Origin of the sequence: Klebsiella sp. Q11 (assembly GCF_964241505.1) — a bacterium.
Lineage (GTDB): Bacteria > Pseudomonadota > Gammaproteobacteria > Enterobacterales > Enterobacteriaceae > Klebsiella > Klebsiella michiganensis.
Genome location: NZ_CAXSXW010000006.1, coordinates 366,749 through 373,549, shown reverse-complemented (window position 1 = coordinate 373,549; position 6,801 = coordinate 366,749). Strand labels below are relative to the sequence as shown.

At 51.2% G+C, this 6,801-nt stretch carries 7 protein-coding genes; 4 read left to right on the top strand and 3 right to left on the bottom strand.

All coding sequences use genetic code 11. The features are described from left to right. Positions 1 to 341: 341 nt before the first annotated feature. Entirely contained in the window at positions 342 to 980 is a 639-nt protein-coding gene (locus tag ACESQ2_RS12590; RefSeq protein ID WP_014229871.1) for an RpiB/LacA/LacB family sugar-phosphate isomerase, read from the top strand. A 52-nt stretch (positions 981 to 1,032) separates the two neighbouring features. Here the strand turns inward: ACESQ2_RS12590 and ACESQ2_RS12585 are convergent, their stop codons facing one another. Then, positions 1,033 to 2,454, bottom strand: coding sequence for an MFS transporter (locus ACESQ2_RS12585; protein ID WP_014229870.1), 1,422 nt, complete (start codon positions 2,452 to 2,454; stop codon positions 1,033 to 1,035). A gap of 207 nt (positions 2,455 to 2,661) precedes the next feature. Between ACESQ2_RS12585 and azuC the strand changes: the two genes are divergently transcribed. Beyond that, complete coding sequence (gene azuC, locus ACESQ2_RS12580) at positions 2,662 to 2,745, top strand: stress response protein AzuC (protein ID WP_014229869.1); 84 nt, start codon at positions 2,662 to 2,664, stop codon at positions 2,743 to 2,745. A gap of 79 nt (positions 2,746 to 2,824) precedes the next feature. Then, positions 2,825 to 3,076, top strand: coding sequence for a DUF2766 family protein (locus ACESQ2_RS12575; protein WP_004103438.1), 252 nt, complete (start codon positions 2,825 to 2,827; stop codon positions 3,074 to 3,076). Between the two features lie 46 nt (positions 3,077 to 3,122). On the opposite strand, the gene ACESQ2_RS12570 is transcribed toward ACESQ2_RS12575, so the two are convergent. Beyond that, entirely contained in the window at positions 3,123 to 4,634 is a 1,512-nt protein-coding gene (locus tag ACESQ2_RS12570) for an MFS transporter (protein WP_192830783.1), read from the bottom strand. Positions 4,635 to 4,958: 324 nt separating this feature from the next. Beyond that, positions 4,959 to 5,462 carry a non-heme ferritin-like protein gene (locus tag ACESQ2_RS12565; RefSeq protein WP_048260981.1) on the bottom strand — a complete coding sequence of 168 codons (504 nt, stop codon included), beginning with the start codon at positions 5,460 to 5,462 and terminating at the stop codon, positions 4,959 to 4,961. Between the two features lie 499 nt (positions 5,463 to 5,961). Between ACESQ2_RS12565 and ACESQ2_RS12560 the strand changes: the two genes are divergently transcribed. Next, positions 5,962 to 6,519, top strand: coding sequence for a DJ-1/PfpI family protein (locus tag ACESQ2_RS12560; protein ID WP_032693589.1), 558 nt, complete (start codon positions 5,962 to 5,964; stop codon positions 6,517 to 6,519). The last annotated feature ends 282 nt before the right edge of the window (positions 6,520 to 6,801 follow it).

The window sequence follows — 6,801 nt, the reverse complement described above, 5'->3', positions numbered from 1 at the left end:
AATAAAATCATTTATTAATAATGCAAATGGGAATAACACGCATTGGCGATTTAAAAATAATGAGAATGGTTTTAATTTAATATTCCATGCGAAAAATCGTTGCGCCTAATTTAGCGGTGAAAATAGACCCGCCCGGCGGCCGCGGCGGGATTAGCCTGACGCGGGTAAGGCTGGGGGGATGCTGTACCAGCCGGGGACGGAAGTCAAAAGTGTGAGGCGAGATGCAATTTATAAAACAACTTTTCATAAAATTTGAAAGTATGTTCGTAAGGTAGTATTGTTCATAGCAACGCTAACGAACTATCGCGGGAGTGCCCGCAGAGCATTCAGGAGAGTAAAGCATGAAAATCGCACTGATGATGGAAAACAGCCAGGCGAACAAAAACGCCATCATCCTCAATGAGTTAAACGCCGTTGCTGAAGAAAAAGGCTTCCCGGTTTACAACGTCGGTATGAGCGATGAAAACGATCATCATCTGACCTATATTCATCTGGGGATCATGGCCAGCATCCTGCTGAATTCGAAAGCGGTGGATTTTGTGGTGACCGGCTGCGGTACCGGGCAGGGCGCGCTGATGTCGCTGAATATTCACCCTGGCGTGGTATGCGGCTACTGTATCGACCCTGCGGATGCCTTCCTGTTTGCGCAGATCAACAACGGTAACGCGCTTTCTCTGCCGTTTGCGAAGGGTTTTGGCTGGGGCGCAGAGCTGAACGTACGCTTTATCTTTGAAAAAGCTTTTACCGGCCGCAACGGTGAAGGTTATCCGCCGGAGCGTAAAGAGCCTCAGGTGCGTAACGCCGGGATCCTGAACGCGGTAAAAGCGGCGGTGGTTAAGGAAAACTATCTGGATACGCTGCGCGCGATCGATCCGGAGCTGGTGAAAACCGCCGTTTCTGGCCCTCGTTTCCAGCAGTGCTTCTTTGAGAACTGCCAGGATAAAGAGATCGAAGCGTTTGTGCGCCAGATCGTCGGTTAATATCCCGTCATGATGAGATGCTAAAGGCCAGCGCTGCTGGCCTTTTCTTTGGCTACTTCTTTTTGTTCGATACGCTGCTACCCGCCTCTTTGGCCAGATGCAGGCTATCAATCATGCCGACCAGGCAAATCAGCGCGATAAAAATAAACGACAGGCGGAAGCTGATGCCCGGCAGGTGAGAAAGCGTAAACCATTCGCTGAACGTTTCCCCAAGACGAATACCTATCGCACCGAGCGTGATGCCCAGCCCCACGGCCAGCTGTGACGCGGTGCTGAACAGGGTATTGGCGTAGCTCATTTGCGCGGAAGGCACATCGGCAAACGCGAGCGTGCTGATGCCGGTAAACTGGATAGAACGGAAGACCCCGCCGAGATAGAGAATCACAAAGATCAGCCAAACCGGCGTTTGCGGCGTTAAAAAAGCGCAGGCCAGCAGCGACAAAACGTTTAATGCGCCGTTAATCAGCAGCAGGCGGCGAAAGCCCAGCCAGCGGATCAGCGGCGTTGTGAGGGGCTTGATGGTTAAGTTGCCGACGAACACGGCCAGCACCAGCAGCCCCGAGTGGAAGGGGTCCATACCAAATCCGACCTGGAAAAGCAGCGGCAGCAGAAACGGCACGGCGCTAATGGAGGCGCGGAACAGGGAACCGCCGTACATGGTGACCCGGAAGGTGGGGATCTTGAGCGCATCAAGGCGCACCATCGGCCACCTGGTGCGGCGGAAGTGCCGCAGCGCGAAGAGCATGCAGCCCAGGCCCAACGCCAGCAGCGCCAGCGTCTGCCAGCCCAGAGGCTGGCGATCGCCGAGCAGCTCCATGGCGGCGACCAGGCTAACCATCGCCACCGAGGTGGCAACAAAACCGGAAAGGTCGAAGGGGCGCTGCTCATCTTCGCGAATATTCGGAATGATACGCAGCGACAGGGCGATAGCGATAAGCCCGAGCGGCACGTTAATAAAGAAGATCCAGTGCCAGCTGGCGTAGCGGGTGATAAATCCGCCCAGCGGTGGGCCAATAATGGGCGCGACCAGCGCCGGCCAGGTCAGGGTGGCAATCGCCTTAATCAACTGGTGCTTCGGTGTGGTACGTAGTACCGCCAGCCGGCCAACGGGCACCATCAGCGCGCCGCCTATACCCTGAAGAATACGCATCGCGACGAACACATCGACGTTGGTCGACAGCCCGCAAAATACCGACGCCAGGGTAAAAATCGCCAGCGCGAGAGTAAAGATTTTCCGCGCGCCAAAACGATCGGCGATCCAGCCGCTGGCCGGTATCAGAACCGCAAGGGTAATAAGATAAGCGCTAATCCCGATATTGAGGTCGACCGCCGTCACGCCAAAATCTTTCGCCATGTCGGGCAGGGCGGTGGCTATCACCGTGCCGTCGAGAAACTCCATAAAAAAGGCGCCAGCCACCAGCAGCGCAGGTGCTGAAAAAGAACGGTCGTCCCTGGAAGAGGTGTGTGTACTCATTATTGTGTCGCTGCCATAGCAAAGAGAGCGCAGATTGGTCCGGAGCGTTCGGCTCTTCACTATCCGGTCCTGCCCATTTTGTTTAAAAATTAAATTATTTTGGTAAAAAATAGGTGATTTAGCGCACGTTTAGATTGATTTTTGTGATGTAAGTCATATTATAACCATCGAGGCATTAACACCTGCATAACAAAAATGGAGTCAACCATGAAACTGCGCAAAATCCTGAAGAGCATGTTCGAAAACTACTGCAAAACCTTCAAAGACGTACCGCCTGGCGCTATGTTCTGATAAAAAAACCTGCTGCGGCAGGTTTTTTTATATCCCGGGATTTAGGGTACTATTACGCTCCTGAAAAAAGGAGTGAAAAATGTCTCAACATCTTACCGAGCACGACGAGCTGGTCTCTGACGTGGTTGCTTGCCAGTTAGTTATTAAACAGATCCTCGACGTCATTGATATCATCGCCCCCGTCGAGGTGCGCGAAAAAATGACCACCCAGCTGAAAGCCATCGATTTTGCCAGCCACCCGGCATCGGCTGACCCGGTGACCCTGCGGGCGGTACAAAAGGCCATCGCGCTGATTGAACTGAAATTCACCCCGCAGGAAGAAGCGCACTAGCGGCGTCAGCCCCGCCATCATTATGATAGCGGGGCGTTATCACCTGTTAGTGGGAGACGGCGGTTTGAACGGCGCCTTCCTGCGTATCTTTAAACAGCCTGCTGTTGCCCCAGCACTCTTCGTAACGGTGGCCGACTAAATCTTCAACGACAAGGCGAACGTCCGGTGTGATATCGGCGATCTTACCGCCTGCTTTAATACGCGCGACTTCCTGCAGCACTACCAGATGCGCCTTGCGATCGAGTTTCATCTGCTTACTGAACACAATGGCTGCCAGCGCCAGCAGAATCACGCCCGCACAAAACACCACCGCAATCGCGGTGACCGCGCTCTCTGGCTGCGTATGCGCTTTCGACTGAAAGCCGTAGAAGCTGAGGATCGCCCCCATGGAAAAGACGATAATCGAGCGCAAAATTTTACCGGAGAAGGTCATGGCTCCCGCATAGATCCCTTCGCGGCGACGGCCGGTATAGATTTCATCGACATCCGCCAAAAAGGTGTAAACGGTCCAGGGAATATAGTACACGCCGCCGGTGCCCAGGCCGAAGAGTACGGTAATGCCAAACATCAGGATGGTGGCCAGGCTTGAAGGCAGGTGGAAGAACCACAGCGAGGTGTAGAGCAGCACGGCAAAGATAACCACGCTCAGCGCCAGAATATACGGCTTACTGAAGCCTTTCTTCACGCACAGGCCGATAAACAGGGCCGTTGATACCAGCTGCAGGATGGAGTTCAGACTGTTAAGCCCGGCCACCATCGCCGGATCGTGCTGCAGCACGAATATAACAAAGTAGGTGAAGATCGAGGCAAAAAGCCACTCGGCGCCGAAGCCGCAGAGATACATGCCCAGGTGTTTGCGGAATACGCGCAGGTAAAACGTTGAGCGCATATCTTTCGCCAGCATGAGCAGAGTATTGAACAGTCCCTTTTTCTCTCCCTTGCTTATCTCCTCTTCGCGGGGACGCTCCCAGCTGCAGTACCACAGGCAGGAGATGGCCACGACAAGAATGACGCCGTAGGTCAGCCCGGTGAGAAAAAACGGGGTGGCGGATTCTTTACCATAAAGCAGGATGAACTGCCCGGGGATAAATGCCGCGAGAAAGTTGGCCAGTTTGCCGAAAATCGCTTTATAACCGGTAAGCTTTGAACGCAGTGAGAAATCGTCGGTCATTTCGGTCGCCAATGTTTCATAGGGGACCATAATCGAGGTATAAATGATTTCAAAGACGACGTAGGTGCACAGGTAGTACCAAAAGCCGAGGCCTTCTACCCACAGCAGCGGGTAGAACATCATCAGCGGAATGCCAATCAACAAAAAGAAACGGCGACGACCAAAGCGTTTACCCAGCCGCGTTTTGCCAAAGTTATCGGTGAGATAGCCCATCAGCGGGTTACTAATTGCGTCGATAATGCTGGCGACGGAAAAAATAAAGGAGGCTTCGATCAGCGTCAGCCCACAGAAGGTTGTATAAAAATAGAGCAGCCATGCGCCGCTGATCGCCAGTGCGCCGCTTCCCAGTAAATTCCCGCCGCCGTAGGCTAACTGATGGCGTAACAAAATCGGTCTTCCCTGCAGCCCCTGTGGGGCTGAAGCCGTATATCTTGCCATTAAAGTAAACTCCGTGTTTTAAATTTTTGAAACAGTGTTTTTATATTCTCAACCCGTAGTTTTAAACGTGATCCAGATCACCAATACCCTGCTAATTCCTCCGGCGGAGCAGGAATGAGATCTGGTTAAAAGTTTTTAATGCTTTTCTGGAATAAAAACGGCGCCGAAGCGCCGAAAAAGAAGGGGGACAGGGAACCTGTGATTAAAGAGAGCGCTGGCCCGAACAGGCGAGTTCTGGTGATTTATCGCCGGCGAGCATCCGCCGGCATGGCGTTATACGCGCTGTTGACTGACCAGATCCAGCAGGTGGCTATCGGTTTGTTGTACGCTGGTTCCGGCATTTTTCGCATGACGGATTTCTTCAAGAATGGTCTCCAGCAGCATGCCATCCTGATCCTGCTCTTCAGCAAGCAGCGTCAGAAAACGCAGGGTTGATTCATCGCTTTGCGCCTTCGCCTCTTCCGCCAGGCTGGAAAGTATCGTGCTGCGCTGCTGATAATCTTCGACGGTTTTGCTAAAGAGATCTTCCAGGGACGAACATTCAGTGCCGTAGGTTCCTTCCGCTTTCACAACGGGCCAGGCGCCTGATTTTTTCATAAAATCAAAGACCCGCATCATCTGCGTGATACTGGCTTGCGCTCGGTTACGGAGAAAAGTGGCGGTACCGTTCAACCGTTGCTGAGTACACCATTCGCTCAAATGCAGATACAAATTTGAGGTATAGAACTCAAGATTCATCTGGTTATTCAGCTTTTGAACCATTCCTGGTACGGCCATACAAATATCCTTATTCACTTTGGAGGGGGCGGCGTCATATCTTGACGCATCTACATCAGGGTCGCCTTAGAAATTACGGTGCACAGAGAGAGTCCTGAGTAATAGTATTCAGGATTTCTGTACAGCCGTTTGAATTAAATTTCTTATCTCAACAAATATAGAATAGCGCCATATTTGAATTAAGAAAACTCTCAATGAGCGATATTTACATTTCGTTACAACATCCGTATTTATCTTGAAAAGAGGGTCTTTTGTAAGAATAAAGTCTGATGTTTAACGATCGCATATAAGCTTATTTTGCTGATTTTAAATGTTTTTATTTCCGCGCCTCATTAATTGATAGCAGTTCTAATGATTTTGTTGAAATTGCGTTTTAAAAATAATGATTAATAATTCTATTTTGTGTTAGCCTGCGAGTGAGAAAATGATGAGGTTAATTTAAAAAGATGCTGCTTTTGTAAACACATTATTGCTAACAGGCTATCTGAAGGAGTCGGAAATGAAAAAAGTTGCGGTGCTGCTGGCACCGGGTTTTGAGGAAGGTGAAGCGATTGTGGTGATTGATATTCTTCGCCGCTTACACCTCGATGTCGAACTGCTCTCCTGCGCCGATTCGCGCGCGGTGGTGAGCTATCACGATATCCCCATGGTGGCGGACAGCACGCTAACAGAGCGCGCCGGGATACTGTACGACGCGGTGGTTCTGCCCGGCGGCCCGCAGGGAAGCGTAAATCTTGCCGCCAGCCGGGACGTCGTGGCGTTTATTTCGGCCCACGATACCGCGGGAAAGCTGATCTGTCCGATCTGTTCGGCGGCGGCGAGAGTGCTCGGCGGCAACGGGCTGCTCAAGGGGCGACGCTACGTCTGTTCGGGAGAGTTATGGCAGCACGTCACGGACGGAGAGTACGTGGACCAGGCGGTAGTGGAGGACGGTAATTTGATTAGCGGTAAAGGCCTGGGACACGTTTTTGACTTTTCATTTACCGTAGCCGCCCGTTTATTGGGGGATGAGGCGCCCGTTCGCAATCATGCGGAGCACATTTATTGTCGCTGGTAATCCCTACAGGGATAACTCTGCTGATGATATAGAGAATATTGCTACGGCCTGCGCTAATTGTCTGACAATTAGCGCTTTTTTTATGTCATTTTTCGCTGTTTATATGCACGCAATTACTGTAATTCCGCGATGTGATTGGGCTCTCGTATGGAGAAATAATTTCCGGTTAATACTATTTAAACAACGGCACTCAGCGTTGAGATTTTTCTAATGCCTTGTTTTTCGTCCGATTAAAAATTTAAGACTTATTATTCCCTACATAAAAGCGAATTAAAGCTGGAG

Excerpts from the sequence above, each read along its gene's own strand:
- ACESQ2_RS12590 (WP_014229871.1), top strand. The coding sequence starts at position 342 with ATGAAAATCGCACTGATGATGGAAAACAGCCAGGCGAACAAAAACGCC.
- ACESQ2_RS12585 (WP_014229870.1), bottom strand. The coding sequence starts at position 2,454 with ATGAGTACACACACCTCTTCCAGGGACGACCGTTCTTTTTCAGCACCT.
- azuC (WP_014229869.1), top strand. The coding sequence starts at position 2,662 with ATGAAACTGCGCAAAATCCTGAAGAGCATGTTCGAAAACTACTGCAAA.
- ACESQ2_RS12575 (WP_004103438.1), top strand. The coding sequence starts at position 2,825 with ATGTCTCAACATCTTACCGAGCACGACGAGCTGGTCTCTGACGTGGTT.
- ACESQ2_RS12565 (WP_048260981.1), bottom strand. The coding sequence starts at position 5,462 with ATGGCCGTACCAGGAATGGTTCAAAAGCTGAATAACCAGATGAATCTT.
- ACESQ2_RS12560 (WP_032693589.1), top strand. The coding sequence starts at position 5,962 with ATGAAAAAAGTTGCGGTGCTGCTGGCACCGGGTTTTGAGGAAGGTGAA.